Annotated in this window: 1 protein-coding gene; it reads left to right on the top strand. The window is 63.3% G+C overall.

Annotated elements, in window-relative coordinates:
* Position 1 precedes the first annotated feature (1 nt).
* A partial coding sequence (locus AC1D1X_RS24415) for an ATPase domain-containing protein (RefSeq protein WP_477699504.1) occupies positions 2 to 950 on the top strand: 949 nt, incomplete at its 3' end.

The following is a 950-nucleotide window of genomic DNA, read 5'->3' as shown; positions in this document are numbered from 1 at the left end:
GATCTACCTGATCGAAGGTGAGCCTGGCACCGGCAAGACCACCACCGGCCTGCAATTTCTGGTGGAAGGCGCCCGGCAGGGTGAGTCCGTTGTGTACATCACTCTGGCCGAAACAGCCGCGGAGCTGACCGGCGTGGCCGAATCCCATGGCTGGAACATGAAGGGTATTCACATTCATGAAGTCCTGCCGTCTGAAAACCTGCTGATGCCGGAGGCCGAATACACCATGTTCCACCCTTCGGAGGTGGAGATGGGTACCACCACACAGATGATTCTGTCCGTGATTGAAGAGCGAAAACCGACCCGGGTGGTGATTGATTCCCTCTCCGAATTGCAATTGCTGGCCGATACGCCGCTGCGCTATCGCCGCCAGGTGCTGGCGCTCAAGCAATTCTTTGCCAGCCGGTCCTGCACCGTGATGCTGCTCGACGATCGCACGGCCGCCGGCATAGACCTTCAGGTGCGCTCCATTGCCCATGGCGTGATTACGCTGGATCAGTCCGTGAAGGACTATGGGGCCGAGCGGCGCCGCGTGCGCGTGGTGAAGTACCGCGGCATTGCCTTTCGCGGCGGCCTGCATGACTACGACATCCAGTACGGGGGCCTGTGCGTGTACCCGCGCCTGGTGGCGGCCGAGTCGCGGGTGATGGGCAAGCGCGAGCAGCTCAAAAGCGGCCTTACCGAGCTCGATACCCTCCTTGGCGGCGGCCTGGAAGAGGGCACGAGCACCCTCATCGCCGGGCCTCCCGGCACCGGCAAGTCGTCGCTGGCGGCCCAGTTTGTCACTGCCGCGGCGCAGCGCGGGCAGACCAGCGCGATGTTCCTGTTTGAAGAGGCGGCCAACAACCTGTTGAACCGCGCGGACGGCTTGGGGATGGAAATCCGCGAGCCCTATGAAGCGGGTGTGCTGAGCATTCAGCAGATCGACCCGGCCGAACTGTCCCCCGGGG

This window comes from Polaromonas sp. P1_G4, assembly GCF_056405475.1.
This window is presented reverse-complemented; position numbering and strand designations above follow the sequence as displayed.